26 protein-coding genes and 1 tRNA gene are annotated in these 24,841 nt (G+C 71.0%); 9 read left to right on the top strand and 18 right to left on the bottom strand.

What is annotated here, in order from left to right; genetic code table 11:
- Positions 1-190: 190 nt before the first annotated feature.
- Positions 191-1,045, top strand: coding sequence for a sulfotransferase family protein (locus DJ021_RS09160; protein ID WP_111457252.1), 855 nt, complete (start codon positions 191-193; stop codon positions 1,043-1,045).
- A gap of 343 nt (positions 1,046-1,388) precedes the next feature.
- On the opposite strand, the gene DJ021_RS18700 is transcribed toward DJ021_RS09160, so the two are convergent.
- The 4 genes from DJ021_RS18700 to DJ021_RS09150 form a co-directional block, all read right to left on the bottom strand.
- Positions 1,389-1,856, bottom strand: a complete 468-nt coding sequence (locus DJ021_RS18700) for a hypothetical protein (RefSeq protein WP_133254978.1) — start codon at positions 1,854-1,856, stop codon at positions 1,389-1,391.
- Between the two features lie 54 nt (positions 1,857-1,910).
- Positions 1,911-3,014 (bottom strand): hypothetical protein, encoded by a 1,104-nt coding sequence (locus tag DJ021_RS18695; RefSeq protein ID WP_133254977.1) that lies wholly within the window; start codon positions 3,012-3,014, stop codon positions 1,911-1,913.
- 367 nt (positions 3,015-3,381) lie between these two features.
- Positions 3,382-3,458, bottom strand: a tRNA-Arg gene (locus DJ021_RS09155).
- Between the two features lie 82 nt (positions 3,459-3,540).
- Positions 3,541-4,575: a P1 family peptidase gene (locus DJ021_RS09150; RefSeq protein WP_111457251.1), complete on the bottom strand. Its 1,035-nt coding sequence runs from the start codon at positions 4,573-4,575 to the stop codon at positions 3,541-3,543.
- A gap of 86 nt (positions 4,576-4,661) precedes the next feature.
- On the opposite strand from DJ021_RS09150, the gene ggt reads away from it, so the two are divergent.
- The gene (gene ggt / locus DJ021_RS09145; RefSeq protein WP_243625939.1) at positions 4,662-6,392 is read left to right on the top strand and encodes a gamma-glutamyltransferase; all 1,731 of its coding nucleotides are present in this window, start codon (positions 4,662-4,664) and stop codon (positions 6,390-6,392) included.
- A gap of 7 nt (positions 6,393-6,399) precedes the next feature.
- On the opposite strand, the gene DJ021_RS09140 is transcribed toward ggt, so the two are convergent.
- From DJ021_RS09140 to DJ021_RS09125, 4 genes are all read right to left on the bottom strand, one after another.
- Complete coding sequence (locus tag DJ021_RS09140) at positions 6,400-7,881, bottom strand: sensor histidine kinase (protein WP_111457250.1); 1,482 nt, start codon at positions 7,879-7,881, stop codon at positions 6,400-6,402.
- A gap of 77 nt (positions 7,882-7,958) precedes the next feature.
- Positions 7,959-9,002, bottom strand: a complete 1,044-nt coding sequence (locus tag DJ021_RS09135; protein ID WP_111457249.1) for a quinone-dependent dihydroorotate dehydrogenase — start codon at positions 9,000-9,002, stop codon at positions 7,959-7,961.
- Positions 8,999-9,340 (bottom strand): DUF952 domain-containing protein, encoded by a 342-nt coding sequence (locus DJ021_RS09130; RefSeq protein ID WP_111457248.1) that lies wholly within the window; start codon positions 9,338-9,340, stop codon positions 8,999-9,001. Before DJ021_RS09130 ends, DJ021_RS09135 begins: the two co-directional genes overlap by 4 nt.
- Positions 9,337-9,834, bottom strand: a complete 498-nt coding sequence (locus DJ021_RS09125) for a SixA phosphatase family protein (protein WP_111457247.1) — start codon at positions 9,832-9,834, stop codon at positions 9,337-9,339. The genes DJ021_RS09130 and DJ021_RS09125 overlap by 4 nt, the downstream gene beginning before the upstream one ends.
- A gap of 92 nt (positions 9,835-9,926) precedes the next feature.
- On the opposite strand from DJ021_RS09125, the gene metX reads away from it, so the two are divergent.
- Positions 9,927-11,084 (top strand): homoserine O-acetyltransferase MetX, encoded by a 1,158-nt coding sequence (gene metX / locus DJ021_RS09120; protein ID WP_111457246.1) that lies wholly within the window; start codon positions 9,927-9,929, stop codon positions 11,082-11,084.
- On the top strand, positions 11,081-11,794 hold the full coding sequence (gene metW / locus DJ021_RS09115; RefSeq protein ID WP_111457245.1) for a methionine biosynthesis protein MetW: 714 nt from the start codon (positions 11,081-11,083) through the stop codon (positions 11,792-11,794). Before metX ends, metW begins: the two co-directional genes overlap by 4 nt.
- Here the strand turns inward: metW and DJ021_RS09110 are convergent.
- Complete coding sequence (locus DJ021_RS09110; protein ID WP_111457244.1) at positions 11,791-12,135, bottom strand: P-II family nitrogen regulator; 345 nt, start codon at positions 12,133-12,135, stop codon at positions 11,791-11,793. The genes metW and DJ021_RS09110 overlap by 4 nt on opposite strands.
- The gene (locus tag DJ021_RS09105) at positions 12,132-12,971 is read right to left on the bottom strand and encodes a class I SAM-dependent methyltransferase (RefSeq protein WP_111457243.1); all 840 of its coding nucleotides are present in this window, start codon (positions 12,969-12,971) and stop codon (positions 12,132-12,134) included. Before DJ021_RS09105 ends, DJ021_RS09110 begins: the two co-directional genes overlap by 4 nt.
- A gap of 80 nt (positions 12,972-13,051) precedes the next feature.
- Here DJ021_RS09105 and gloB point away from each other — a divergent pair, with 80 nt between their 5' ends.
- Positions 13,052-13,813 carry a hydroxyacylglutathione hydrolase gene (gene gloB / locus DJ021_RS09100; RefSeq protein ID WP_111457242.1) on the top strand — a complete coding sequence of 254 codons (762 nt, stop codon included), beginning with the start codon at positions 13,052-13,054 and terminating at the stop codon, positions 13,811-13,813.
- 9 nt (positions 13,814-13,822) lie between these two features.
- Here gloB and DJ021_RS09095 read toward each other — a convergent pair whose 3' ends face one another.
- From DJ021_RS09095 to DJ021_RS09085, 3 genes are all read right to left on the bottom strand, one after another.
- Complete coding sequence (locus DJ021_RS09095) at positions 13,823-14,548, bottom strand: DUF4908 domain-containing protein (protein WP_243625938.1); 726 nt, start codon at positions 14,546-14,548, stop codon at positions 13,823-13,825.
- Between the two features lie 100 nt (positions 14,549-14,648).
- Positions 14,649-15,374: an acetoacetyl-CoA reductase gene (gene phbB / locus DJ021_RS09090; protein ID WP_111457241.1), complete on the bottom strand. Its 726-nt coding sequence runs from the start codon at positions 15,372-15,374 to the stop codon at positions 14,649-14,651.
- A 49-nt stretch (positions 15,375-15,423) separates the two neighbouring features.
- A complete protein-coding gene (locus DJ021_RS09085) occupies positions 15,424-16,599 on the bottom strand; it encodes an acetyl-CoA C-acetyltransferase (RefSeq protein WP_111457240.1) in 1,176 nt (391 codons plus the stop codon).
- Between the two features lie 181 nt (positions 16,600-16,780).
- Here DJ021_RS09085 and phaR point away from each other — a divergent pair, with 181 nt between their 5' ends.
- Together phaR and DJ021_RS09075 are read left to right on the top strand one after the other, a co-directional pair.
- A complete protein-coding gene (gene phaR, locus DJ021_RS09080) occupies positions 16,781-17,392 on the top strand; it encodes a polyhydroxyalkanoate synthesis repressor PhaR (RefSeq protein ID WP_111457239.1) in 612 nt (203 codons plus the stop codon).
- Positions 17,393-17,454: 62 nt separating this feature from the next.
- Positions 17,455-17,787: a hypothetical protein gene (locus DJ021_RS09075; RefSeq protein WP_111457238.1), complete on the top strand. Its 333-nt coding sequence runs from the start codon at positions 17,455-17,457 to the stop codon at positions 17,785-17,787.
- Here the strand turns inward: DJ021_RS09075 and DJ021_RS09070 are convergent.
- Positions 17,784-18,101 carry a DNA-binding protein gene (locus tag DJ021_RS09070; protein WP_111457237.1) on the bottom strand — a complete coding sequence of 106 codons (318 nt, stop codon included), beginning with the start codon at positions 18,099-18,101 and terminating at the stop codon, positions 17,784-17,786. The two genes, DJ021_RS09075 and DJ021_RS09070, sit on opposite strands and share 4 nt — an antisense overlap.
- Positions 18,102-18,246: 145 nt before the next feature.
- Positions 18,247-18,987 (bottom strand): glycosyltransferase, encoded by a 741-nt coding sequence (locus DJ021_RS09065; protein ID WP_111457236.1) that lies wholly within the window; start codon positions 18,985-18,987, stop codon positions 18,247-18,249.
- A 54-nt stretch (positions 18,988-19,041) separates the two neighbouring features.
- Here DJ021_RS09065 and DJ021_RS09060 point away from each other — a divergent pair, with 54 nt between their 5' ends.
- Together DJ021_RS09060 and DJ021_RS09055 are read left to right on the top strand one after the other, a co-directional pair.
- On the top strand, positions 19,042-20,727 hold the full coding sequence (locus DJ021_RS09060) for an ArnT family glycosyltransferase (RefSeq protein WP_111457235.1): 1,686 nt from the start codon (positions 19,042-19,044) through the stop codon (positions 20,725-20,727).
- Positions 20,724-21,635 (top strand): hydroxymethylglutaryl-CoA lyase, encoded by a 912-nt coding sequence (locus DJ021_RS09055; protein WP_111457234.1) that lies wholly within the window; start codon positions 20,724-20,726, stop codon positions 21,633-21,635. Before DJ021_RS09060 ends, DJ021_RS09055 begins: the two co-directional genes overlap by 4 nt.
- Here the strand turns inward: DJ021_RS09055 and DJ021_RS09050 are convergent.
- Genes DJ021_RS09050 through yidD form a run of 3 tightly spaced genes read right to left on the bottom strand, consistent with a single transcriptional unit; the run spans position 21,632 to position 24,812 of the window.
- Entirely contained in the window at positions 21,632-22,570 is a 939-nt protein-coding gene (locus tag DJ021_RS09050) for a glycosyltransferase family 2 protein (RefSeq protein ID WP_111457233.1), read from the bottom strand. The genes DJ021_RS09055 and DJ021_RS09050 overlap by 4 nt on opposite strands.
- The gene (gene thrS, locus DJ021_RS09045; protein ID WP_111457232.1) at positions 22,567-24,546 is read right to left on the bottom strand and encodes a threonine--tRNA ligase; all 1,980 of its coding nucleotides are present in this window, start codon (positions 24,544-24,546) and stop codon (positions 22,567-22,569) included. Before thrS ends, DJ021_RS09050 begins: the two co-directional genes overlap by 4 nt.
- Complete coding sequence (yidD, locus tag DJ021_RS09040) at positions 24,543-24,812, bottom strand: membrane protein insertion efficiency factor YidD (protein ID WP_111457231.1); 270 nt, start codon at positions 24,810-24,812, stop codon at positions 24,543-24,545. Before yidD ends, thrS begins: the two co-directional genes overlap by 4 nt.
- Positions 24,813-24,841 lie beyond the last annotated feature (29 nt).

The following is a 24,841-nucleotide window of genomic DNA, read 5'->3' as shown; positions in this document are numbered from 1 at the left end:
CCACAAGCCGGCAGTCCCGCCGGCCCGCATCGCTGTCGGGAACGTCGCCGCTGCGCACCGACGATCTTGCGATGCACACGCTTCCGTTGCAGAAGCGGCCCGACAGCCAGTTGAAACGCTGCCATACCGAGAGTCATCGAACGACGCCATCGGTGCGTAGCCAAGCCCTGCTTAGTGAAGGTCGGGTCTCGTGAACGTATTTTTTGCGTGCGGCGCGGCGAAGAGCGGCACCACCTGGATCCAGCGGGTCCTCGACGCCCATCCGGAGGTCAGCTGCTCCGGCGAAGGGCATTTCGTCGAAGCCTTCGCCATACCCGTGTCCAAGGTCGTCAACGACTACAACCAGCTGCTCGGCGTCGTCGCGAGCCGGGTCTATGAAGGCAAGCCGTATTACCAGCCGCTGGCGCAGGCCGACTTCGACGGCATCGCCCGTGACTTCATCCTGCGCCGACTGCTGGCGCGCGTGTCGGACCCGCAGGTCCGCTGGGTCGGCGACAAGACCCCGCGCTACACCTTCGGCCTGGCCAACCTGCAGCGCCTGTTCCCGGCCGCGCGGTTCATCAACATCGTCCGCGACCCGCGCGATGTGGCGGTCGCGCGCCTGAACCACGCGAAACGGGCCGGAATCCCCGAGGCCTTCGACAGCGGCTCGCCGCGATACCGGGAGCTGGTCCGCCGCGGCGCGGTCGAGTGGGTCGAGGCGGTGAGCGCCGTCGACGCCTTCGCGCAGGCGAATCCCGGGGCCGTGCACGAGCTCCGCTATCGCGACCTGCTCGCCGACACCGCGGCGGAGACGGCGCGGATGTTCGCCTTCCTCGGCGTCTCGACCGATCCGGAGATCATCGACAGCATCGGCCGCTCGACGTCGTTCGAAGCGCTGAGCGGCCGGCGGCGGGGCGAGGAGGACCCGAAATCCTACTTCCGCAAGGGCGTCGCCGACGACTGGATCGGACGGCTGGGTGAGGACGACCTGCAGATCCTGACCGAAACCTGCGGCCCGCTGATGGCCGCGAAGCGCTTCGTCCTCGAACCCGCCGCCGCCTGACGCCGGGACGAGCTGAGGAGATGAGGCGCGCGCGGCTGGCGGAGCCGGCCGCCACGAGATCGCGCCGCCGACCGATCGCTAGGATGCGTCGTCAGCTCCTGATGCGCCTCGGCGCCTGTTCTCATCAGATGATGGGAATCCAGCGTCCTTCGCCACATGTCGAGCGCAACGCGTAGCAATCGTCCGCCGACGGTCCCCAACGGGGAAACCGCTTTGTTTTCAACGGTGGTGGGAAAATGGCGCGCCCGGAACGATTCGAACGCCCGACCCTCAGATTCGTAGTCTGGGGAAAACGCGAATGTTTTCTGTTGGATAGTTCTATCCAATGTAAACTCTACCCAGCTCAATACCCCATGAAACTGTCCAGACCAAGAACCCCATGAATGGCTGCAATCGTCTGCGTGTTGCTGACTTCCGCGATCCGCTGCTCGAGGAAGGCGTCGTCCACTTCCTCTGCGCCCCAGTCTTCGGGGAAAGCCCTAAGTGAAGCGCAGGTTCGAGCTTGCGCTTCACTTAGGCTTACGCTCTCCAGTTGCTCAAGTTCGTGCTCGATCCTGGATTGCGGGGCGCCGGTCAGCAACGCCGACACGAACCACCAGAGCAGTGGCCGCCCACGACCCACGCGTCGAACTGACCGGACAATCCAACGACGCCCATCGGCATCAATGAGCTCCAGGCCAGCCTGCATGTTGTTCTTCAGCGTGCGCGGACCGCACGAGGTGAGTGCGTTGATATCGGGGAATCCCCAGATCTCACGATCTGGCGTGAAGCCCAGGACCGGGAATCGGAAGTTCGCCTCTTGTGTGTTCACAGTCGCTCGTCCAGAACAAATGAAGAACCTACTTTGACTCGCCTTTGGGCAAGGTCAAGGTCTGCCGCGAGAATTGGGGGCGCCGCTGGCCGGCGATCCGAATGGATGCGTCAAGTTCTCCCACGCATCAGCGCCATAGGCCGCGAGACCGGTCGGCACGGCCTTCTGCCAGTCCGTCGTGCCGTACCAGATCTTGCGAATGGGATCGAACTCCGGCTTGCCCATCCAGCTGCCAGTGAGGCGTCGATGTATTTCCTTTGGAAGGGGCTTCAGCAACGCGAAGTGGTTGCGCCAGTCTTCGACATTTCGGCCGAGCCCATTCAGGGGAACGGTGTGATGGACCTCCTCGCCAGATCTGACCAGGCCGCGCGCCTTTAGCATCTTGCGCGCAGCGTCGGCCGTAACCGATCCGTCCTTGAGGATAGTGATGCCCTTCCTCGCTGCGTTCAGCCCCTTCACGGCGACACCTAGCGGCAGCGCATCGGCGACCGCCATCGCGCCGTTGAAAGCGGCCCCGGCATAGTTGCCGTCCTGCAGGTCCGCTGTCGCTTCCCACGCCGGGCCGACCACTGGAATGAAGGACTCCGCCAGATTGGGCCGCGGAATCTTGGGACCGTGCTGGAAGTTGTGGAACGCACCGAGCGCCACATCGAAAGGGGATTGAAAGCCCGGCGAGGTCGCGCCGGCCCTTGGCGATGGTGACGGGATGGGCGGAGGGGACGCTGGCGTGCTCGAGCCGGGCTGAGGGGCCCTCGCGCTGACGGGCATCAACCCGTTGCGAGCCGAACTGATTGCGGGTTGCGTCGCCGACCCTGCGGGGTTGGGCCCAGGAGAAGGCCTCGCTCCCTGGTCGATCGAGGTCGAAACGCTTCGAAACCTGTTGGGTCCGTCGGGAACCCAGGTGAATCCAGGATCGATGTCTTGTCCCGGCGCCTCGTATCCTCCGTAGGCCCCCGGATCGATGTCTTGGGTGGGTGTTTCAGATTCGGCGTCGAATCCCGGACCCGGATCGACTCCGGCGTTGCGGCCAAAGAAATCCCGGTACCGCTGATCGGCGGCTTGCTGGCGCTCCTGTTCGATGTCGTCCGGTGACCGGAGGTACCACTGTGTGAGCGCATCGCCATCCAGGCTCGCGGGGTCGATTTGGCTGTAGGCCATACGTGCTCATCCTCATGGGGATGACCTGCGCCAGCAGCGCGGGCTCGCGGCGGCCGGGCCGCTGCGATCACTGATCGGGAGTGCGTGGCTCTTGCTGCGGCGTCTTGTCCGCTCGTAGCGGGACGCGATGCAGTGATTGACGCCTGGGCAGCATCTCATAGTCTGGCTGCGTCGCCAAGAACAAAATGAGAACTCTTGATGCCCGGATGCAGCGAGGCGGGCCACGGAATGAGCCCCAGACTCATTCTCGTCTGAAAAAGTCAAAAATATCAGTGAGCTAGCTGCTCGCCCGACAGCCTGATGCGGCCAGGATTGTAAGTCTGCCCGGAAGCGGCAGGCGGTTATCTGATTGAACTACCAATGAAAATGGCGCGCCCGGAACGATTCGAACGTCCGACCCTCAGATTCGTAGTCTGATGCTCTATCCAGCTGAGCTACGGGCGCGCATCCCGCCCTGGGGCGAGGGCGCGGAACCTAGTCGGGGATGCGGCAAAGCGCAAGCCGGGGAAGTGCGGGTTTTTTCGCACTAGTCGGTCAGGTCGCGCCAGCAGCGCACATCCGACCCCGGCCAGGGGGTCGCGGCGTAGGCGGCGCGGGCCACGGCGCGGGCCAGGCAGTCGGCGGCGAGCGCGCCCAGGCGGGCGACGGTGTAGTCGCAGGGCTCCGGGCAGGCCTGGCGGCCGGTGGACAGCGCGAACACCACGTCGCCGTCGAACGGGGCGTGCACCGGGCGGATGGCGCGCGCCAGGCCGTCCTGGGCCATCACCGCGAAGCGCTTGGCCTGGGCCGGCGTCAGGGCGACGTCGGTGGCCACGCAGGCGATGGTGGTGTTGCGCCCGCCGGCGGGGGCTTTCGACAGCCCCCAGTCGTCGGGCGCCGCCTTGAGGCCCGCAGCGCCCAGGCCGCCGAACTCGCCGTCGATCTCATAGGGCGCGGCCCAGAAGCTGCGGCCGCCCGGCGCGGTGACCGAGCCCCAGCAATTGACGGCCACCAAGGCGCCCACGGTCATGCCGTCGCCGCTGACCACCGAGGCCGAGCCGACCCCGCCCTTCAGCGCGCCCGCCATCGCCCCATGGCCGGCGCCGGCCGTGCCCTGCTCGAAGGCTTCGGAGGCGGACGCCACGGCGGCCATGCCCAGGGCGCGGTAGGGCGGCGTCTCCCCCCAGGCCTTGTCGCCGCCGTTGGCGAGGTCGAACAGGATCGCCGCCGGGATCACCGGCGACGTCGGGACCTGAGGGCTCGCCGCCAGGGCATAGCCGCGGCCACGCGCGCCCAGCCAGGCGGTGACCCCGTCGGCCGCGGCCAGGCCGTAGACCGAGCCGCCGGAGAGCACGACGGCGTCCACCGCCTCGACCAGGTTCTCGGGCGCCAGCGCGTCGGTCTCGCGGGTGCCCGGCGCGCCGCCGCGCACGTCGCAGGCGCAGACCGCACGCTGGTCGGGCAGGATCACGGTGACGCCGGTGCGGGCGGCGGCGTCCTGCGCCTGGCCGACGCGGAGGCCGGGCACGTCGGTGATCAGGTTTCGGGGGCCCGGTCGGGCGCTGGACGGCGATCCTTGCATATGGGAGGACGTCGCACGCCTTGCCGTTTGTTGTCCACGCGTGCGCCCCCGAGGTCACGCCTTCCTCCCCCGGAGCGTGCGGTCCCTTGTTCCTGAAGAAGCGTCTGTTCGCCCTGGCCCTCGCGGGCCTGCTCACCGCCTGCGCCTCGGCGCCCCCGCGCGCGCCGGCCCCGACCGCCGCCGCCCCGCCGTCCGCCGCCGCGGGCCCGCACGTCATGGTCGCCGCCGCCAATCCGATGGCCGTCGACGCCGGGCTGAACGTCCTGCGCCGCGGCGGCTCGGCGGCGGACGCGGCGGTCGCCGTGCAGGCGGTGCTGGGCCTGGTGGAGCCGCAGAGCTCCGGCCTCGGCGGCGGCGCCTTCATGACCTACTACGACGCCAAGACGCGCCAGGTGACGGCCTACAACGGCCGCGAGAAGGCCCCGGCCGGCGCGACGCCGGACATGTTCCTGGGCCCCGACGGCAAGCCGATGAGCTTCGGCCAGGCGGTGCTCAGCGGCCGCTCGGCCGGCGTGCCCGGCGCGATCGCCATGCTGTCGCTGGCCCAGAGCCAGCACGGCAAGCTGCCGTGGAACAGCCTGTTCAGCGACGCCCAGCGGCTGGCCGACCAGGGTTTCCCGGTGCCGAAGCGGATGGCCGCCTCCATCGTGTCGCGGGCGCCGCAGAACTCCGCCCCCGACGTGGTGGCCTATTTCACCAAGCCCGACGGGACCAAGTACCAGGTCGGCGACACCCTGAAGAACCCGGCCTACGCCGCCACCCTGCGCAAGATCGCCGCCGAGGGCCCCAAGGGCCTGCTCGAAGGGCAGGTCGCCCAGGACATCGTCGCGCGCCTCCACCAGGGCGACATCCCCGGCTCGATGACCCTGCAGGACCTGGCGGGCTACCGGCCCGAGGCCGGACCGGCGCTGTGCAGGCCCTACCGGATCTATGTGGTCTGCGCGCCCCCCGCCCCGTCCGGCGGGCCGTCGGTGCTCGAGGGCCTGGGCATCCTGCAGCACACCGACATCGCCGCCCACGGCCCGACCGATCCGCAGGGCTGGTATCTGTTCTCCCAGGCCAGCCGCCTGACCTACGCCGATCGCGACCGCTACATGGGCGACCCGGACTTCGTGACCGTGCCGACCGAGGGCCTGCTGGATCCGGCCTACCTGGCCGAGCGCGCCAAGCTGATCGGCCCGTCGGCCGGCCCCGCCCCGGCGCCCGGCCGTCCGCGCGGCGTCGGCGCACGGGGCGCCGACCACACCCTGGAGCCCGGCGGCACCACCCACATGGTGATCGTCGACGCCGAGGGGAACGCGGTCTCCATGACCACCACCGTCGAGAGCATCTTCGGCGACGGGCGGATGGTCGACGGCTTCTTCCTCAACAACCAGCTCACCGACTTCTCCTTCTCGCCGAAGGATCCCGACGGCGCGCCGGCGGCCAACGCCGTGGCGCCCGGCAAGCGGCCGCGCTCGGCCATGGCCCCGGCCATCGTGTTGGATCGCCAGGGCCGGCTGGTGGCCGCCGTCGGCTCCCCCGGGGGCCCGGCGATCGTCGCCTACAACCTCAAGGCCCTCGTCGCCCTGCTCGACTGGAAGCTGCCGATGCAGGACGCCGTGGCCCTGCCCAACCTGATCGCCAGGGGGGACGCCTATGGCGCCGAGGTCGAGAAGTTCCCGCCCGGCGTGGTCGCGGGGCTGGCGGCCAAGGGGGTGATCCTGAAGCCCGGCAACGGCGCCGAGGGCTCCGGCCTGCACGGCATCGAGGAGACCCCCAACGGCCTGCGCGGCGGCGCCGATCCCCGCCGCGACGGCGTGGCCCGGGGCTTCTAGCGGGCTTCTAGGCCGAGCTCTTCGCCCGCCGCTGGGTGGTGGCCCGCGGCGGCGCGCCGGGCAGGCGCAGCTCGAAGACGGCCCCGGTCGCGCCGCTCTGCGCCAGCACCAGGTCGCCGCCGTGGCCCTGCGCCAGCTCGCGGGCGATGGCCAGGCCGAGCCCTGCGCCGTCCGCCCGGCTGGAGCCGGCGAAGGGCTGGAACAGCCGCTCGCGGGCGCGGTCGGGCAGGCCGGGACCATTGTCGGCCACGCTCACGACGCTGACGCCGTCGGCCTGGGCCAGGGTGACCCGTATGCGGCCCGGCTCGGTGCGGTCGGCCTGGTGCTCGATCGCTTCGCGGGCGTTGCGCAGCAGGTTGACCAGGATGCGGTGCAGCTGGTCCGCGTCGGCGCTCACCTGGTCGGCCCGGCCGACCTCGCTGACCAGCCGCACACCGTCGTCGGAGAGCCGCGCCTCCTCGGCGGCGGCCTCCAGCGCCGCGGCGAGACGCACGGGCCGGGGCTCCGGCGCGGCCTCCTGGGTCTTGCCATAGGTGAGCACGTCGGTGGCGAGCTTCACCGCCCGGTCCAGCGCCCGTTCCAGCCGCGGCAGCGCCTGGCTGACCTTGGGGTCCTTCAGCGCCGCCAGCCGCTCGGAAGCGATCTGGGCGCTGGTCAGCATGTTGCGCAGGTCGTGGTTGATCTTCGCCACCGCCTCGCCGAGCGCCGCCAGTCGGGCGCGGGAGTTCAGCGCCGCGCGCAGGTCGGCCTGCATCCGACCCAGTTCGGCCTCGGCGCGGCCGATCTCGTCGCGCCGGCCCGACAGCTCGACGCGCGCCTGCGGATCGTCCGGATCGGCCCGGAACCGCTCCATGGCGTGGGTGATCCGCTGCATGGGCCGCACCAGGAAGAGATTCAGCGACAGGTAGACGAGGAGGCCCGCCATGCCGGAGACGAAGGCGGTCACCAGCACCAGCTTCCACAGGTAGGAGACCATCGCCCGCTTCAGCTCGGCGTCGGGGGCGACGATCTCCACGAAATCGGCCCGGCGAAAGCGCGGCTCGGCGACCACCCGCACCCGCCGCCCCTCGCCGCCCAGCAGGGTGCGGAACGGCGCGGCGAGCCAGGAGGTCGGCGCCTGGTGGCGCAGGTCGACCACATAGGGCGCCCTGGCGAGGGTGGGGCCGCCCAGCACCAGGCGGCGCATGCCGTCGGTCTGGATGGCCACCCGCTCGACGCCGGCGCCCTGCAGCAACTGGGCGGAGAGCTGTTCGGAGACCACCCGGTCGGGAGCGACCTCCGGGGCCAGCGAGGCGAGCTCCGCGGCGCGGATGCGGTCCAGCAGCCACTGCTCCTCGAACGCCGCCAGCGCCGGCGGCAGCGCCAGGGCGCCGCCCAGGGCGACGAACAGGATGGTGAGCGTGAGCAGGCGCGCCGAGAGACCGCCCGGCCAGAAGAAGCGGGGCCTGTCCGGCCGGGGAAGCTCCTGCGGCGTTGCGGCGTCCGCCATGCTGTTCCCGTTAATCCAGCCCGAGAGGTTCGGCAACGCGGCCGGTGCGTGCGCGCAAGGCTTTCGCGCCTGCCGACTTATTTCGCGCCGGTCGCGGCCTGCACGGAAGCGAAGCCGTCGGCGCGCAGGCGCGCGGCGAGGTCGCGCTTGATGCGGGTCACCAGGCCCGGCCCCTCGAACACCAGGGCCGAATAGAGCTGCACGGCGCAGGCGCCGGCGCGGATCTTCTCGTAGGCGTCGGCGCCGGAGGCGATTCCGCCGACCCCCACCAGCGCCAGCCGCCCGGCCGAGGCCGCCGCGAACCGCTGCAGCACCTGGGTCGACAGCGCCCTCAGCGGCGCGCCGGAGAGGCCGCCGGCCTCCTCGCGGAACCCCGACGCCAGAGCGGGCCGCGTGATGGTGGTGTTGGAGACCATGATCCCGGCCAGGCCGTGGGCGACCACGGTCTCGACGATGGTCTCCACCTCGCCGTCCTCGAGATCGGGCGCGACCTTCAGGAACATCGGGACCCGGCCCCCGGCCGGCAGGGCGTCGCGGGCCTGCGCCAGCCGACCCAGCAGCTCCTCGAGCGCCGCCTTGGTCTGCAGGGCGCGCAGCCCCGGCGTGTTGGGCGACGAGATGTTGATGGTGAAGTAGGAGGCCAGGCCCCAGAGCCGCTTCAGGCCGACGACATAGTCCTCGATCCGGTCGGCCGCGTCCTTGTTGGCGCCGATGTTGGCGCCGACCACGCCCGGCCCGCGGCGCGCAAAGCGGACGGCGAAGGGCTCCAGGCCGCGGTTGTTGAAGCCCATGCGGTTGATGACCGCGCGGTCCTCGGTCAGCCGGAACAGCCGCGGCCGCGGGTTGCCCGCCTGCGGCAGCGGCGTGACGGTGCCGCACTCCACGAAGCCGAAGCCGGCGCGCAGCATCGGGCCGAAGACTTCTGCGTCCTTGTCGAAGCCGGGCGCCAGACCGACCACGTTGGGCAGCCGCAGGCCGGCCAACTCACCGGCCAGGATCGGATCGTCCGGCCCGGCGACCGGCCCCAGGCCCAGCTTTAGGCCGCGGATGGCCAGGCCGTGGGCGTCCTCCGGATCGAGCGACCGCAGGGCCCGCGTGGCCAGGCCGTGCAGGGCGCTCATGCCCGTGGGCCGATCTGCGGCGCCCCGTCGGCGTCGAGCGGGGCGTCGGTCACCGCGCGGACGAGCCGGGTCTCCAGCGGGCCATAGAGGTGCGGGAAGAGGTCGCCGCCGCGCGAGGGCTCCCAGCGCAGGCCCGCGCCCAGATCGTCCGCCTCGATCTCCAGCACCACCAGCCCCGCCTGGCCCGCGAAGTGCCGCCGCGCCGTCTCCTGCGCCTGGGCGGCGGTGGAGAAGTGGATGTAGCTGTCGGCGAGATCGACGCCGGAGCCTTCGAAGCGCCCGGCGGCCTGCGCCGCCTCCCACTCGCCACGCGGCAGTATCTTGTAGATCCGGCTCAATCGCCTCGCTCCGGGTAGAACAGGCCGTCGAAGGCCGGGCGCCCGGCGGCGTCGAACAGGAACACCGCCGCGGCGGCGGTGGGGAACTGCCGCTGGGCGCGGGCCACCAGTGACGGCGGCGCGCCGCCCTCCATCAGCAGTCGCACGGCCAATTCCTGCAGACCGGGATTGTGGCCGACCACCATCACGGTCGCCCGATCGCGGCCGCCGTGCTCGGCCACGCGGCGGATCGTGCCGGGATCGGCGTGGTAGAGGTCGTCGTCGCAACGGACCTCGGCGGCCGGGAAGGCCGGCTCCGCCGCGGCCCAGGTCTCCCGGGTGCGGGCGGCGGGCGAGACAAGCGCCAGGTCCGGCTTCAGGCCCAGGTTCGCCAGCGACCCGCCCATTTCCGCGGACTCGCGCACGCCCCGGGGCGAGAGCCGCCGGTCGAAGTCGTCGCCGCTTACGGACTCCTGTTCGGCCTTGCCGTGCCGGAAAAGGATCAGCCGGTCCATCGATGCTCCACCCCAAGGGTGGACGTCATAGCGGGCTGCGCCGCGGCTGCGAAGCCATTGACACCGAATGGGGTTGGCGGTCCAAGGCGGCCATGACCCGCACGGCCGCTGCAACCGCCGCGTACGACACCGACGGCGGAACCTTCAGCTTTCCGGCGGGCAAGACCCTGCGCCTGGAGTCCGGCGCCAGCCTCGGCGGGCTGCAGATCGCCTACCAGACCTACGGGACGCTGAACGACACCCGGTCCAACGCGATCCTGGTCTGCCACGCCCTGACCGGCGACCAGCACGCGGCCTCGACCCATCCGGTGACCGGCAAGCCTGGCTGGTGGAACCGGGTGATCGGCCCCGGCCTGCCGCTGGATCCGGAGCGCTACTTCATCATCTGCACCAACGTGGTCGGCGGCTGCATGGGCTCGACGGGCCCGTCGTCCGTGGATCCGAAGACCGGCGAGGTCTACGGCCTGACCTTCCCGGTGATCACCATCGCCGACATGGTGCGGGCGCAGGCGATGCTGATCGAGGCGCTGGGCATCGAGACCCTGCTGGCGGTGGTCGGCGGCTCCATGGGCGGCATGCAGGTGCTGCAGTGGGCGGCGGACTATCCGGAGAAGCTGTTCTCCGCGGTTTGCATCGCCGCGGCGGCGCGCCACTCGGCCCAGAACATCGCCTTCCACGAGGTCGGCCGGCAGGCGATCATGGCCGATCCCGACTGGCGCGGCGGCGCCTATGAGAAGGCCGGCGTGCGGCCCGAGAAGGGGCTGGCCGTGGCCCGGATGGCCGCGCACATCACCTATCTCTCGGAGCCGGCCCTGCAGCGCAAGTTCGGCCGCGAGCTGCAGCGCGACGGCCTGTCCTGGGGCTTCGACGCCGACTTCCAGGTGGAGAGCTACCTGCGCCACCAAGGGACCAGCTTCGTCGATCGCTTCGACGCCAACTCCTACCTCTACATCACCCGGGCGCTGGACTATTTCGACCTCGCCGCCCAGCACGACGGGGTGCTGGCGCAGGCGTTCAGGAAGGCGCGCGGCGTGCGGTTCTGCGTGCTCTCCTTCTCGTCGGACTGGCTCTATTCGACCGCCGAGAGCCGCGACATCGTCCGCGCCCTGAACGCCGCCGGCTGCCGGGCGAGCTTCGCGGAGATCGAGACCGACAAGGGGCACGACGCCTTCTTCCTCGACGAGCCGCAGCTCGACCGCACCCTGCGGGGGTTCTTCGCCTCCACCGCCCAGGCGCGGGGCCTGGCATGAGCGCCGAGCGCGAGGACTTCCGCGAGATCATGCGGCTGGTGCGGCCGGGCGCGCGCGTGCTCGACGTCGGCTGCGGCGAGGGCGAGCTCCTGGAGCTGCTCAGCCGCGAGAAGCGCATCGACGGCCAGGGACTGGAGATCAGCCCGGCCGGCGTCGCCGCCTGCCTGGCCCGCGGCCTGGTGGTGGTGCAGGGCGACGGCGACCGCGACCTCGACCACTTCCCGACCCGGGCGTTCGACTACGCGATCCTGTCCAAGACCCTGCAACAGATGCGCGAGCCGCGGCACGTGCTCTCCGAACTGCTGCGCATCGCCGACCAGGCCATCGTCTCGGTCCCGAACTTCGGCCACTGGCGGATGCGGATGTCGCTGATGACCCGTGGCCGGATGCCGGAGACCCGCGCCCTGCCCGACCCGTGGTGGGCGACCGCCAACATCCACCTGTGCACGCTGGCCGACTTCAACGACCTGTGCCGTGAGCTCGACCTGCGCATCGACGCCTGCGCGGCGCTGACGGCGGGCAAGCCGGCGCGGCCGATCGACCCCAACGGGATGCTGGAGAACTGGCGCGCCGAGTCGGCGCTGTTCCTGCTCAGCCGCCGGGCCGAAGGCGCTCCGGAGGCGGCGCCGACGGACCTGTTCGGCGAAGTCGTCCTTCCGAATCCGGATGCGCCGCGGCCTAAGCGCCGGGCGCGGGCGAAGACCTCCTAGCCGGCGATGGCGGCGGCGTCGCGGTCGCCGGTGCGGATGCGCAGCGCCTGCTCCAGGTCCATGACGAAGACCTTGCCGTCGCCGATCTTGCCGGAGTTGGCCGTCGTGGCGATGGCCTCGACCACCGCCTCGACGATGTCGCTCGGCACGGCGATCTCCAGCTTCACCTTGGGCAGCAGCTTCACCTCGTATTCCGCGCCGCGGTAGACCTCGGTCTTGCCCCGCTGTCGGCCGTAGCCGCGCACCTCGGTGACGGTCAGGCCCGAGGCGCCCGCCTCGGTGACGGCGTCGAGCACCGCGTCGAGGCGGCTGGGCTTGATGACCGCGACGATCATCTTCATGGGCACGCGTCTCCGGTTGCGCCACCAGCGGCGGATCTGACTGTCAGGCTAAGGCTTTCCCGGGTCCGCTCCAAGAGGGGCGGCCGAGCGGCGATGTCGGGCGCCCGGGAAACCGGCGCCACGCCCGGCGCAGGGACCAGCACGGGCCGCGCCGCCCGGGCCCGCACCCGCGACGCGCGCGGCTTCACCGCGAAGGTCTGCTTCACCGCCTCCATCAGCACCACGCCGGCGAACCCGGGCCACAGCCGCGAGCCGGCCTGCTCGAAGCCCTCCGCCCAGCCGGCCATCCAGCCGAGCGGCGGCACATAGAGGGCGCGGGTCCAGCCCGAGGGCTCCAGCTCCGCTTCGCGCAGCAACTCGGCGAGCTGCCCGCGGCTGTAGGGGCGTCCGTGGCCGAAGGGCGTCTTCTCGACATTGGCCCACAGGCCGTTGCGCGCGGCCACGGCGACGATCACCCGGCCGGTGGGCGCCAGCACCCGCCAGACCTCGCGCAGCAGGCCGATGGGATCGGCGGCCTCCTCGATGGCGTGGGCCACCAGGATGCGGTCGAACAGGGCGTTGGCGAACGGCAGGGCATCCTCCGCCACCAGGGTGGCCAGGTTGCGCTCGCCGCCCGGCCAGAGCTCCACCCCCTGCTGGGCGGGCATGGCCGCGACCACCCGGCGGGTCGCCGGCTGCAGCGGCAGGACGAACGGGGTGGCGTAGCCGAGCGCCAGCACGTCCAGCCCATGCGCATCGCTCCAGGCCTCGACCACCTTGCGGGTCACCATGACCCGCGCCGCCCGGCCGAGGTCGGAGGCGTAGAACTGGCGAAGCTCGAGGACGTCCCTGCGCATCGGGTGCGGCTATGCTCGACTATGACGAGGGGTGAGCCTAAATCCGTTCGCAGGAGGTTGTCGCCTCCGGAGGTCCCGGGATGCCGCTCACCGTCCATCAGTTCGCCTGCCTGTCCGACAACTATGGCTTCCTGGTGCGCGACGAGGCCAGCGGCCTGGCGGCCTGCATCGACACGCCGGAGGCCGGCGCGATCCTGCGCGAGCTGGACAAGCTCGGCTGGAAGCTCGCCCTGATCCTCAACACCCACTGGCACCCCGACCACGCCGGCGGCAACGAGGAGGTCAAGGCGGCCACCGGCGCCCAAGTGGTCGGTCCCGGAGAGGTCACCCGCATCGCCAGGCTGGACCGGGAGGTGCGCGGCGGCGACTCGGTGATGCTGGGCGAGACCCGCTTCGAGGTGATCGAGTCCGGCGGTCATACGCTCGGGCACATCGCCTACTACGACGCCGACGACGCTGTCGCCTTCGTGGGCGACACCCTGTTCGCGCTGGGCTGCGGGCGGCTGTTCGAGGGCAAGCCGGAGCAGATGTGGGACAGCCTGCAGCGCCTCGCCGCCCTGCCCGACGACACCCGCGTCTACTGCGCCCACGAGTACACCGCCTCCAACGCCCGCTTCGCCCTGTCGGTGGACGACGGCCCGGCGCTCAAGGCCCGCGCCGCGGCGGTGTTCGCCGCCCGCGAGCGGGGCGAGCCCACCGTGCCCACCACCATCGGCCTGGAGAAGGCGACCAATCCCTTCCTCCGCGCGCCGCAGCTGGCCGAGCGGGTCGGCGCGGCCGGGCAGCCGGACTACAAGGCCTTCGCCGCGGTGCGCGAGGCCAAGGACATGTTCCGCGGCTAGCGGGCCGGGCTAGCGGGCGGCGGCGGCGACCGCCACGATGCGTTCCGACGAGGGCCGGCCGGCCAGGCCCTCGGACGGCGCGACGGTGATCTGCAAGGTGCCCTGGTTGAGCTGGGCGGAGGACTTGCGGCCCTCCACCAGGCGCACCTGCCGCAGGCGCGCCAGCAGGTTGCCGCCGTCGTTGCGCCGGGTCATGCGGACGACCGCCTCGCTGGTCACGGTGGCGGCGTCGGCGATCAGCGCCGAGGAGGCCGGCGAGGCGTCGGCGTCGAAGGGGATCAGCCGCCGCGCCGCGCGGCTGGCCCGGGCGCTGGCCTGCGCCAGCCGCTCGAGCAGGGCCTGCGGCCCCAGGGGGCTCAGGCGCAGCGGCACGCCGCCGCCCGACAGCGCCGCCGCCGAGCCGCCCGGCCGCTGGTCGGTGAACAGGGTGACGCCGCCCAGTCGGGTGGCGCGCAGCACCGGCTCGCCAAGGTCGTTCTTGTAGATCACGTCGCCGCGCGGGGCCGGTTGCGAGCGCAGCGCCCAGACCTCGGGGTCGTTGTCGAACTTCAGCAGCGGGCGCGACTGGGTGCGGTCGAGCACGAAGACGTCCCCGCCCTCGGAGACGTAGCGCGCCACCGGCGGCGCGGTGAGCGGCCGCCCCTCGGAAGGACGCCGGCCGAACAGGCTGTCGCGGAGGCTCTCCGGCCCGGCCGCGGCGGGATTTGCGATTCCAAGACCGGCGGTGAAAAGCACCGCTGCAAAGATCGTCCTGGAAAACGCCGCTGGCTCACCGTTCATGATCAGCAAGGTGATGCGGGTTGATCAGGGCGCTTTTTGGACGCGGGCGAGGCCGTCACCCGGCCATATACTGCCCGCCGTTCAGGGACAGCGTCGATCCCGTCACATATCCGGCATGTTCGCCGGCCAGGAAGGCCACCATGTCGGCGATCTCATCGCCACGCCCGAGCCGGCCGACCGGGATCCCGGCGATGATGCTTTCCAGCACCTTCTCCGGCACCGCCTGCACCATCTCGGTGTCGATGTAGCCGGGGGCGATGGCGTTCACGGTGACGCCCTTCTTGGCGTTCTCCAGGGCCAGCGCCTTGGTGAAGCCGATCATCCCGGCCTTGGCGGCGGAGTAGTTGGTCTGGCCGATCTGGCCCTTCTGGCCGTTGATCGAGGAGATGTTGATGATCCGGCCCCACTCGCGCTCGCGCATGCCGTCGATCACCTGCCGGGTCATGTTGAACAGGCTGTCCATGTTGACCCGGATCACCTCGCTCCACTGCTCGGCGTTCATCCGGTGGAAGACGCCGTCGCGGGTGATGCCGGCGTTGTTGACCAGGACGTCGATCGGGCCAAGCTCGGCGCGCACGGCCTCGGCGGCCTGCTGGCAGTCGGCGAAGTTGCCGACGTTGCCCTTCACGACCATGACGCCCAGGTCGCGCGCACAGGATTCCGCCGCGGCGTCGTTGCCGGAGTAGCCCGCCGCCACCTTCATCCCGTCGGCCTTCAGCCGCTGGACGATCGCCCGTCCGATGCCGCGGGTTCCACCCGTGACCAACGCCACCCTAGCCATACGCATTCCTTCCCTAGAACGACCGACGCCGGTTGATCCGGCGCTGCGGCTAGACCTGCTCGACGCACATCGCCACGCCCATACCGCCGCCCACGCAAAGCGTCGCCAGGCCCTTGGACGCGCCCGAGCGCTTCATTTCGTGCAGCAGGGTGGTCAGGATCCGGGCGCCGGAGGCGCCGATCGGATGCCCGATGGCGATGGCCCCGCCGTTGACGTTGACCTTCGCCGGGTCCAGCCCGAGGTCGCGCACCACGCAGATGGACTGCGCCGCGAAGGCCTCGTTGGATTCCACCAGGTCGAGGTCGCCGACGCTCCAGCCGGCCTTCTCCAGCGCCTTGCGGCTGGCCGGGATCGGGCCGGTGCCCATGATCGAGGGATCGACGCCGGCGTGCGCCCAGGAGGCGATGCGGGCGAGCGGCTTCAGGCCGCGCTTCTTAGCCTCGTCGGCGGTCATCAGCACCAGGGCCGCGGCCCCGTCGTTGAGGCCCGAGGCGTTGGCGGCGGTGACGGTGCCTTCCTTGTTGAAGGCCGGCTTCAGGCCCGAGACGCTTTCCAGCGTCGCGCCGTGGCGGATGTATTCGTCCTGGTCGACGACCGTGTCGCCCTTGCGCCCCTTGATGGTCACCGGGGCGATCTCGTCGGCGAACCGGCCGCCCTTCTGCGCGGCCTCGGCGCGGTTCTGGGAGGCCACGGCGAACTTGTCCTGGTCCTCGCGGGTGATCTGCCAGCGGGCGGCGATGTTCTCGGCCGTCTGGCCCATGTGGTAGCCGTGGAAGGCGTCCCACAGGCCGTCCTTGATCATGGTGTCGACGAAGGCTAGGTCGCCCATCTTCTGGCCGTTGCGCAGGTTGGCGGCGTGCGGCGACTGGCTCATGCTCTCCTGGCCGCCGGCGACGACGATGTCGGCCGAGCCGTCCTGGATCTGCTGGGCGGCGAGCGCGACCGCACGCAGGCCGGAGCCGCAGAGCTGGTTGAGGCTCCAGGCGGGGCTCTCCACCGGCACGCCGGCGTTGACCGCGGCCTGGCGGGCGGGACCCTGGCCGGCGCCGGCCTGCAGCACCTGGCCCATGATCACCTCGTCGACGTCGGCCGCCGAGATGCCGGCGCGTTCGACCGCGGCCTGGATGGCGATCTTGCCGAGCTCGTGCGCCGCAAGGCTGGAAAGCGCCCCGTTGAACGACCCCACGGGGGTGCGGGCGGCGGAAACGATGACGATGTCGCTCATGGCGGCGGCTCCTGCAGGCGATCGACGGCCCGGGTTAATCTATTGGGTAAGGCTGGGGCTTTGCACAAGTCCGCATCCCGCGGAAACCTCCAGCCATTTGCCATTAAGCTCGCATCCGCGATACTGCGGTGCAGAACTAGGGCTCGCGGGGCTCCCGCAGCCGGCCCGCAAAGGATCTGGGATGGCCGAGACGGAAGGTAACGACACCGCGTCGCCGGGCGAACGCGTGGTCATCAAGAAGTACGCCAACCGGCGGCTCTACAACACCGCCTCATCCAGCTACGTCACCCTCGAGCACCTGGCCGACATGGTGAAGAAGGGCGTCGACTTCGTGGTCTATGACGCCAAGACCAACGACGACATCACCCGCTCCGTCCTGACCCAGATCATCTTCGAGGAGGAGAGCCAGGGTCAGAGCCTGCTGCCGATCCAGTTCCTCCGTCAGCTGATCGGTTTCTACGGCAACTCCATGCAGGCCTTCCTGCCGAGCTACCTGGAGCTGTCGCTGGCCAGCTTCACCCAGCAGCAGGACCGCATGCGCGGCCAGTTCTCGTCGCTTGGCCAGGGCGCCGGCCTCGGCGTCTACGAGGAGCAGATCCGCCAGAACATGGCGCTCTTCGAGCGGGCGATGAAGATGTTCTCGCCCTTCGCCTACGTGAAGCCGGAAGAGCCCGCCGCGCCGCCGCCGCGCGCCGAGCCGGCGGCCCCGCCGGTCGACGACGCCCTGATCGAGCTGCGCAAGCGCATGGAAGAGATGCAGGCCCAGATCGAGAAGCTCGCCACCAAGCGCTGAAGCCCATCAAGGCTAAGCTCGGGGAGCGTTTCTTAACCAAGGCCGTTGAGGATGGCGCCGCCATGACCTCGCCCATCGATCCGATCCGCCGCGCCGCCCACCTGCGCCGCGCGCGCAACGCCGACGCGGACGCCGTCGAGGAGTCGGCGGACACCGAGGCCACCAACCTGCCGGTCCCGGTGGACTCGCCGCGCCAGCCGCCGCCGCGCGCCGCGAAATCCGGGGACGACGCCGCGTTCGCCGCGCATCTGCTGGGCCAGGACGGACAGAAGCGCGGCCTGCGGGCCGGCGCGACAGTGATCGACACGGCCAAGGCCAGCTACAACCGCACCGAATGGTCGGGCTCCAAGGACCGCCGCGCGCGCAAGGGCCGCGTCGCCCGCACCGACATCTAGCGCCCGCGCAGCCGCGCCACCTCCGCCTCCAGCGCCGCGACGCGGCGTTCGAGCGCGCCGAGCCGGGCGTCGGCCGGCGAGGACCGCCCCGGATCCGGCGTCGAGATCCCGGCATGTGAGGCCACGGCCGACGGCGCCGCGCCGAGCAGCTCGGCAAACGCCGACACCTCCGCGGCAGAAAGCTCCCGCTGGTCCTTGAAGACTAGCGCCAGCTCGGCCTCGCTCAGGCCGGCCGCCGCCGCCAGCACCGGGCGGGAAAGCCCCCGCTCCGCGAGCCGGGCGTCGAACCACTCCACATCGAAGAACAGGGCCATGACCGCTCGAACCTTCTGGCGCGGGTCTTGCTTAACCCCCGTTAGGATTTTCGACCACGGGCCGGCCCATGACTCAATTCGCCTTGCGCTTCATCGACCTGACCGTGGTGGCGCTGATCTTCACCGCCTTCACCTAAGGGGCCCGTCAGGCCTCGTCGACGACGCCCGGATGGCGGGCCCGCGACTGCAGCCACATGACCCCCGCCAGGTCCGACAGCGACGCCCACAGCCGTCCGAGGTTGGTGTACTTCGACCGCCCGGTCTGGCGGTGGCGGTGGTTCACCGGCCGGAACGCGGTGAGGTAGCCCTCGCGCAGCATCAGCGCCGGCAGGTAGCGGTGGATGTGGTCGAAATAGGGGAGCCGCAGGAAGGCCTCGCGCCGGAACGCCTTCAGGCCGCAGCCGGTGTCGTTGGCGGTGTCCTTCAGCAGCCGTTTGCGCACGCCGTTGCCGATCCGCGATGCGACCTTCTTGGCCTGGCTGTCCTGGCGCTTGACCCGCTCGCCGCCGACCAGCGCGAGCTCCGGCGGCCCGGCGAGCAGCGCATCCACCAGCTGGGGCCCGTCCGCGGGGTCGTTCTGGCCGTCGCCGTCGAGGGTGACGATGACCGCGCCGCGGGCGCCGAGGACGCCCGTGCGGATCGCCCGGCTCTGGCCTGAGTTCTTCCGGTGGCTGAGCACCCGAAGCTGAGGTATCTCGCCCTGAAGCGCCTTCAGCGCCGCGCGCGTGCCGTCCCGGCTGGCGTCGTCGACGAAGACGATCTCGAAGTTACGGCCGGCGAAGGCCGCGGCGATCTCCCGCGCCAGGGCCGGGGCGGCGCCCTCCTCGTCGAACACCGGGACCACGACGGAGATGTCGGGGGCCAAATTCTGGGGGGTTCCAGCCATGGCCCTCCATAGCGGAAAAGGCGGCGGAGGGAAGGATCGTGGTATCAGGATCAAATGACGCTTGAAGGTGAACTGGCGCGCTGGAGCCGCGGCTGGCGGGGACCCGCGCTCGCAGCGCTGATCGCCTTCATAGCCGGCCTGCCCGGCCTGCTCGCCGTGCCGCCGCTGGACCGCGACGAATCGCGTTTCGCCCAGGCCACCGCCCAGATGCTGGAGACCCGCGACTTCGTGGTGATCCACTACCAGGACCAGCCCCGGTTCAAGAAGCCGGTGGGCATCCACTGGCTGCAGGCGGCCAGCGTCTCCCTGCTCTCCAGCCCCGAGGCGCGGGACATCTGGGCCTACCGGATCCCGTCGCTGCTCGGCGCCATGCTGGCGGCGGCGGCCTGCGCCTGGGGGGCGGCGGCCTTCTTCGGCCCGCAGGCCGGCCTCCTGGCCGGCGCCATGCTGGGCGCGACCTTCCTGCTCTCCACCGAGGCGATGATCGCCAAGACCGACGCCGTGCTCTGCGGGACCACGACGCTCGCCCTGGCCGCGCTCGCCAGGCTCTATGCCGCGGGACGCGACGGGCCGCCCGCCGGTCGCGCCACCCCCTGGATCTTCTGGGTCGCGCTGGCGATCGCCATCCTGGTGAAGGGGCCGGTCGGGCCGATGGTGGTGGCGCTGACCATCCTGGCGCTGATCGCCGTCGACCGCCGGCCCGCCTGGCTGGGGCGGCTGAACGGCTACTGGGGGCTGATCGTCATCCTGGCGATCGTCGGGCCCTGGGCCGGCGCGGTCACCGTCGCCACCGACGGCGGATTCTGGAGCGCCGCGCTCGGCGGCGACCTCGCCCCCAAGCTGGCCGGCGGCCAGGAGAGCCACGGCGCGCCGCCGGGTTACCACAGCCTGCTCGCGCCGATCCTGCTGTTCCCGATGACCCTGCTGCTGCCGGCCGCCCTGGTCACGGCGTGGCGGCGCCGCAACGAGCCGGGCGTGCGGTTCGCGGTCGCCTGGCTGCTGCCGTCGTGGATCGTCTTCGAGCTGATGCCGACCAAGCTGGTCCACTACCCGCTGCCGACCTACGGCGCCTTCGCCTGGCTGGCCGCCGCGGCGCTGGCTGAGCCGCTGGGCGCGCGCGTCCGCTGGATCGGCGCGGCGCTCTCGGCGCTGGTCGGGGTGGCGCTGGCGGGGGCCTGCTTCTACCTGCTGTCGATCTACGGCGAGGGCGCGGACGACGTGGCCGGCGCGGTGGTCGCCGGCGTGCTGCTGGCGGCGGCGGGGCTGGCGGGCGCCTATATGATGGTGCGGAATACGCCGCGCGGCGCCCTGGTCAGCGCGCTGGGCCTCGGCCTGCTGGGCCATGCCGCCCTGGCCGCCGGCCTGGCGCCGCGGCTTGACCCGCTGTGGCTCTCGAGCCGGACGGAGAAGGTGATGGCCAAGGCCCGCCTGCTGCCCCGCCAGGGGCTCGCCGACGCTCCGGTGGCGGTGGCGGGCTACGCCGAGCCCAGCCTGGTCTTCGCGCTCGGCACGCCCACCGAGCTCGACGGGCCGGACGAGGCGGCGGAGGCCATCGTGGAGAGCCGGCCGGCGGTGGTGGAGAGCCGCCAGGACGCCGCCTTCCGCCGGGCGCTGCTGGCGCACCAGGCGCAGGCGGTGCTGGTCGCCACGGTGAAGGGGCTGGACTACTCGAACGGAGACAAGATGACCCTGCGGATCTACGAGGCCAAGGAGACCGCCGACCAGGGAGCCGCCCGATGAGCCGGCCGATCGAGATCGTCGAAGTGGGCCCGCGCGACGGGCTGCAGAACGAGAAGGCGATCCTCGAGGTCGACCAGAAGCTGGAGTTCATCGCCCGGCTGGAGGCGGCCGGCGCGCGACGCATGGAGACCGTGTCCTTCGTCAACCCCAGGCGGGTGCCGCAGATGGCCGGCGCCGAGGAGATCTCCGCCGCCCTGCCCCACCGGTCCGGCCGCTCGCGCATCGGGCTGGTGCTGAACGAGAAGGGTTGGGAGCGCTGCGTGGCGGCCGGCTGCGACGAGGCCAATGTGGTGGTCTGCGCCACCGACGGCTTCGGCATCCGCAACCAGGGCGCCTCGGTGGACGAGCAGATCGCCGCGCTCCGCGCCATCGCCGCGCGCAAGGCGCAGGCGGGCGGGCCGCCGATCACCGTCACCATCTCGGTGGCCTTCGGCTGCCCGTTCGACGGCGAGGTCTCCGACGAGCAGGTGCTGAAGGTGGTCCGGGTCGCCGACGAGCTGAAGGTGGCGGAGCTGGCGCTGGCCGACACCATCGGGGTCGCCGACCCCTGGACGGTGCGCCGCCGGGTGGCGCAGGCCCGCGAGGCCGCCCCGGACGCCCGGCTGCGCATGCACTTCCACGACACGCGCAACACCGGCCTCGCCAACGCCTACGCCAGCGTCGAGGCCGGCGTCGACGTGCTGGACGCCAGCTGCGGGGGCCTGGGCGGTTGTCCGTTCGCCCCGGACGCCACCGGCAACATCGGCACCGAGGACCTGGTCTACATGCTGGAGCGGGCGGGCTTCGCGACCGGCTACGACATCGCCGCGCTGATCGACACGTCGAAGTGGATGGCGGGCATCCTGGGCAAGCCGCCGACCGCCTCGGTCAGCCGCGCCGGGGTGTTCCCGGGCCCGAAGCTGGCCTAGAGCGCGCGGCCCTTCAGCCGCCACATCACCGGCCGCACCAGGGCGGTGAAGACGATCACCGGCGACAGCAGCCAGGCCAGCAGCTGTTGCGAGGCGCCCTCGGCGCGCTTGCGGAAATAACGGGCGAGGCCGACGCCCTTGTGGAACTCGACCCGCAGCGGGCTGGTCTGGCTGGTGTGGCCCAGGTGGATCACCTCGGCCTTCGGGTGGAACAGCACCAGGCCGCCCTGCTGGCGCACGCGCCAGCACAGGTCGACGTCCTCCACGTGCAGGAAGTACTTCTCGTCGAAACCGTGGACGCTGTCGAAGTCCTCGCGCCGCATGCAGAAGCAGGCGCCCGAGATGGTCGGCACCGGGGCCACCTGTTCCGGCGCGGCGTCGCACTCCCAGTGCACCTCGTAGCGGCGCCAGGCCGGCACGTGCCGCGACAGCCGGCTCAGCGACAGCAGCGCCGTCACCGGGGTGATGTCGCCCCGCCGCGCGCCGCGCTGCTCGGTGCGGTCGGAGTTCAGCACCCGGCCGCCGACGATGCAGGGCACCGGCCGGTCCAAGATCTCGCGGACCAGCTCGGCGATGCAGCCGGGTTGCAGGAAGGCGTCGGGGTTGAGGAAGACCAGGATTTCGCCGCGCGCCCGGCGGGCGCCGAGATTCGCCCCACGGGCGAATCCTATGTTCCCGTGGCCTGCGAGCAACACCACCCGCTCGTCACGATCGGCAAGGTTGCGCAGGCCCGCGGCGTCGACGCGGTTCGAGCCGTTGTCGACAATGACGAACTCGTCCACCAGCGGATCGCGCAGCACGCACGCCACGCTCTGCTCGAGCGCCTCGCCGGTCATGTAGACCACCATCACCACCGAGACGCTGCGGCGGGGCCGCAGGAAGTCCGGCATCGGGGCGGATTCTACTGCGACGATCGGTGCGGCGATGCCGTTCATCCAGCCTCCATGGCGCCGACCGTCCCCCGGGCCGTCGAGTTGGCGGCCCGCATACCGGGGGCAACATCGGGCGGACTCGCCTCTAAGGCAAGCCCGTTCGACGCGGCCTCCACGGCCAGGACCTCCTGTCGGTCGGAGCCCAGCCGCCGAAGAGCGACCTGCCCAAGCTCCGCCTCCCGGCGGCCGACGACAGCTATGACGGGAACCTTGGCGAGACTGTGTTCCCGCACCTTATAGTTGATCTTCTCGTTGCGCAGATCCGTCTCCACGCGCAGGCCCTTCGCCGCGAACGTCGCCGCGACCTGGCGGGCGTAGTCGTCGGCGTCGGACGTGATCGTCGCCACGACCACCTGCACAGGCGCGAGCCAGAGCGGGAACGCCCCGGCGAAATTTTCAATCAGGATGCCGAGGAATCGTTCCACCGCGCCGAACACCGCCCGGTGCAGCATCACCGGCCGCTGCTTGGAGCCGTCCTCGGCGATGTAGGTGGCGTCCAGCCGCTCCGGCAGCACGAAGTCGAGCTGCAGCGTGCCGCACTGCCACGTGCGGCCGATCGCGTCGCGCAGGTGGAACTCCAGCTTCGGCCCGTAGAAGGCGCCCTCGCCCGGCAGCAGCTCGACCTCGACGCCGGCGGCCTTGGCGGCGCGCTCCAGCTTGGCCTCGGCGATGTCCCAGACCTCGTCGGAGCCCGCCCGCAGGTCGGGCCGCAGCGCCAGCTTCACGCTGTGCAGCTCCACGCCCAGGTCGTCGTAGACCGTGTGCAGCAGGCGCACGAACTTCGTCGTCTCGCTCTCGATCTGGTCGTCGCGGCAGAAGATGTGGGCGTCGTCCTGCGTGAAGGCGCGCAGGCGCATGATGCCGTGCAGCGCCCCTGACGGCTCGTACCGGTGGCAGGCGCCGAACTCCGCGAAGCGCAGCGGCAGGTCCCGGTAGGATTTCTGGCCGACGTTGAAGATCTGGATGTGTCCCGGGCAGTTCATCGGTTTAACGGCCAGCTCTTCGCCTTCCGTCGTTTCGCACGTGAACATGCTCTGGCCGAACTTCTCCCAGTGGCCGGAGCGCTCCCAGAGCGTGCGATCCATGATCTGCGGCGTCTTGATCTCCTTGTAGCCGTCGGCGTCCAGGCGGCGGCGGATGTACTCCTCCAGCGTCCGGAACAGCGTCCAGCCCTTGGGGTGCCAGAAGATCATCCCCTTGGCCTCTTCCTGCAGGTGGAAGAGGTCCATGGCCCGGCCGATCTTGCGGTGGTCCCGCTTCTCGGCCTCCTCGATGCGCTTGATGTAGGCTTCGAGGTCGGCCTCCGAGGCCCAGGCCGTGCCGTAGATGCGCTGCAGCTGGGCGTTGCGGTGGTCGCCGCGCCAGTAGGCGCCGGCCAGCTTGGTCAGCTTGAAGGCCTTGCCCACGGCCTTCGTCGACGGCAGGTGCGGCCCGCGGCAGAGGTCCTTCCAGTCGCCCTGGCGATAGACGCTGACGTCCTCGCCGGCCGGGATGCCCTCGATGATCTCGGCCTTGTAGGCCTCGCCGATCGACTTGAAGTGGGCGATGGCGTCGTCGCGCTTCCAGACCTCGCGCCGGATCGGCTCGTCGCGGTCGACGATCTCCTTCATGCGCTGCTCGATCTTCGCCAGGTCGTCGAGGCTGAACGGCTCGTCGCGGGCGAAGTCGTAGTAGAAGCCGTCCTCGATCGACGGGCCGATCGTCACCTGCGTGCCGGGGAACAGCTCCTGCACGGCCTCGGCCATCACGTGGCTGGCGTCGTGGCGGATGGTCTCCAGGGCCTCGGGGCTCTCCCGCGTCAGGATCTCGAACCGGCCGCCCTTGGAGAGCGCGCGATCGAGGTCGAGGAGCTCGCCGTCGAGCTTGATGAGCACGGCTTTCTTCTCCAGCGACTTGGAGATGCCGGCGGCGATGTCGCGGCCCGTGACGCCATCTTCGAATTGGCGCTGGGAGCCGTCGGGGAAAATCAGTTCGATCATGGTTCACAGGTCCAGGTGCGCGCGGGGCGGTCAGCGCCCCTGCGCGAGGGCGGCGGCGGGTCGAAACCTGCGCCGCCCCAGGGATGACAACGGCATAGCCTGCGGCCGGCGAGCAGAGCGCCGCGCCACGGGCCATGGCTGATCAGGGCTGCGGCGGCGTATTCCGAGCAGGTCGGAAGGAACCGGCATTGCCGCCCGATCAGCGGCGAAAGCGTCAGCTTGTAGGCGCGCAACGCGCCCCTGACGCAGCTCTCGTAGAAAGTCATGCCGGCTACGGGATGGGAGGAATTCGCCC

The organism is Phenylobacterium hankyongense, from assembly GCF_003254505.1.
Lineage (GTDB): Bacteria > Pseudomonadota > Alphaproteobacteria > Caulobacterales > Caulobacteraceae > Phenylobacterium > Phenylobacterium hankyongense.
The sequence above is the reverse complement of the archived record's forward strand: the minus strand, read 5'-3'. Positions and strand labels throughout refer to the sequence as shown.

Bases quoted from the DNA above. Each gene is read 5' to 3' on its own strand.
- DJ021_RS09055 (WP_111457234.1), top strand. From the start codon at position 20,724: ATGAGCCGGCCGATCGAGATCGTCGAAGTGGGCCCGCGCGACGGGCTG.
- yidD (WP_111457231.1), bottom strand. From the start codon at position 24,812: ATGACTTTCTACGAGAGCTGCGTCAGGGGCGCGTTGCGCGCCTACAAG.
- DJ021_RS09105 (WP_111457243.1), bottom strand. From the start codon at position 12,971: ATGCGCAGGGACGTCCTCGAGCTTCGCCAGTTCTACGCCTCCGACCTC.
- DJ021_RS09085 (WP_111457240.1), bottom strand. From the start codon at position 16,599: ATGAGCGACATCGTCATCGTTTCCGCCGCCCGCACCCCCGTGGGGTCG.
- DJ021_RS09110 (WP_111457244.1), bottom strand. From the start codon at position 12,135: ATGAAGATGATCGTCGCGGTCATCAAGCCCAGCCGCCTCGACGCGGTG.
- phaR (WP_111457239.1), top strand. From the start codon at position 16,781: ATGGCCGAGACGGAAGGTAACGACACCGCGTCGCCGGGCGAACGCGTG.
- thrS (WP_111457232.1), bottom strand. From the start codon at position 24,546: ATGATCGAACTGATTTTCCCCGACGGCTCCCAGCGCCAATTCGAAGAT.
- DJ021_RS09075 (WP_111457238.1), top strand. From the start codon at position 17,455: ATGACCTCGCCCATCGATCCGATCCGCCGCGCCGCCCACCTGCGCCGC.
- metW (WP_111457245.1), top strand. From the start codon at position 11,081: ATGAGCGCCGAGCGCGAGGACTTCCGCGAGATCATGCGGCTGGTGCGG.
- DJ021_RS09060 (WP_111457235.1), top strand. From the start codon at position 19,042: ATGACGCTTGAAGGTGAACTGGCGCGCTGGAGCCGCGGCTGGCGGGGA.
- DJ021_RS09140 (WP_111457250.1), bottom strand. From the start codon at position 7,881: ATGGCGGACGCCGCAACGCCGCAGGAGCTTCCCCGGCCGGACAGGCCC.
- DJ021_RS09065 (WP_111457236.1), bottom strand. From the start codon at position 18,987: ATGGCTGGAACCCCCCAGAATTTGGCCCCCGACATCTCCGTCGTGGTC.
- DJ021_RS09135 (WP_111457249.1), bottom strand. From the start codon at position 9,002: ATGAGCGCCCTGCACGGCCTGGCCACGCGGGCCCTGCGGTCGCTCGAT.
- DJ021_RS18695 (WP_133254977.1), bottom strand. From the start codon at position 3,014: ATGGCCTACAGCCAAATCGACCCCGCGAGCCTGGATGGCGATGCGCTC.
- phbB (WP_111457241.1), bottom strand. From the start codon at position 15,374: ATGGCTAGGGTGGCGTTGGTCACGGGTGGAACCCGCGGCATCGGACGG.
- DJ021_RS09050 (WP_111457233.1), bottom strand. From the start codon at position 22,570: ATGAACGGCATCGCCGCACCGATCGTCGCAGTAGAATCCGCCCCGATG.
- gloB (WP_111457242.1), top strand. From the start codon at position 13,052: ATGCCGCTCACCGTCCATCAGTTCGCCTGCCTGTCCGACAACTATGGC.
- DJ021_RS09150 (WP_111457251.1), bottom strand. From the start codon at position 4,575: ATGCAAGGATCGCCGTCCAGCGCCCGACCGGGCCCCCGAAACCTGATC.
- DJ021_RS09125 (WP_111457247.1), bottom strand. From the start codon at position 9,834: ATGGACCGGCTGATCCTTTTCCGGCACGGCAAGGCCGAACAGGAGTCC.
- metX (WP_111457246.1), top strand. From the start codon at position 9,927: ATGACCCGCACGGCCGCTGCAACCGCCGCGTACGACACCGACGGCGGA.
- DJ021_RS09070 (WP_111457237.1), bottom strand. From the start codon at position 18,101: ATGGCCCTGTTCTTCGATGTGGAGTGGTTCGACGCCCGGCTCGCGGAG.